This is a genomic window from Legionella waltersii (genome assembly GCF_001468085.1).
GTDB classification, from domain to species: domain Bacteria; phylum Pseudomonadota; class Gammaproteobacteria; order Legionellales; family Legionellaceae; genus Legionella; species Legionella waltersii.
The window spans coordinates 1-851 of the sequence record NZ_LNZB01000032.1; the positions used below are offsets into that span (position 1 = coordinate 1).

The window sequence follows — 851 nt, forward strand, 5'->3', positions numbered from 1 at the left end:
GAACCATGCAAATCCGATCCACGACCATGAAGGACCAGCGGATATCCCATAGAAGCTACAACAACATCGTGTACAAAGAAACATCCTCATCCGTCTTAACAGCCGCTTTACTTTTCTCACCAAGCACATGTTGCGAAGAGACAAACAAACGATGGCTGGACGCTATTTTTTTCAGGTGTTGACCGCAGTTAAATGACCTCTATTGAGGACCTATTCAGCCCAGTTTTTCCCGTGCTACGCAGAACAAACCGAGCCGCGACCGTTAGGGAGCGGATGTTTAATGGAACCATGCAAATCCGATCCATGACCATGAAGGACCAGCGGATATCCCATAGAAGCTACAACACCATCGTGTACAAAGAAACATCTTCATCCGTCTTAACAGCCGCTTTACTTTTCTCACCAAGCACACTTTGAGAAGAGACAAACAAACGGTGACTGGACGCTATTTTTTCAGGTGTTGACCGCAGTTGAATGACCTCTATTGGGGACCTATTCAGCCCAGTTTTTCCCGTGCTACATAGAACAAACCGAGCCGCGACCGTTAGGGAGCGGATGTTTGATGGAACCATGCAAATCCGCTCCACGACCATGAAGGACCAGCGGATATCCCATAGAAGCTACAACACCTTCGTGTACAAAGAAACATCCTCGTCCGTCTTAACAGCCGCTTTACTTTTCTCACCAAGCACACTTTGAGAAGAGACAAACAAACGATGACTGGATACTATTTTTTTCAGGTGTTCACCGCAGTTAAATGAATTCTATTGGGGACCTATTCAGCCCAGTTTTTCCCGTGCTACATAGAACCAACCGAGCCGCGACCGTTAGGGAGCGGATGTTTAATGGAA

Annotated in this window: 1 protein-coding gene; it reads left to right on the forward strand. The window is 46.9% G+C overall.

Translation table 11 applies throughout. The features are described 5' to 3' along the window. Positions 1-182 (forward strand): hypothetical protein (locus Lwal_RS17885; protein WP_238584282.1); only part of this gene is annotated, 182 nt, incomplete at its 5' end. Positions 183-851 lie beyond the last annotated feature (669 nt).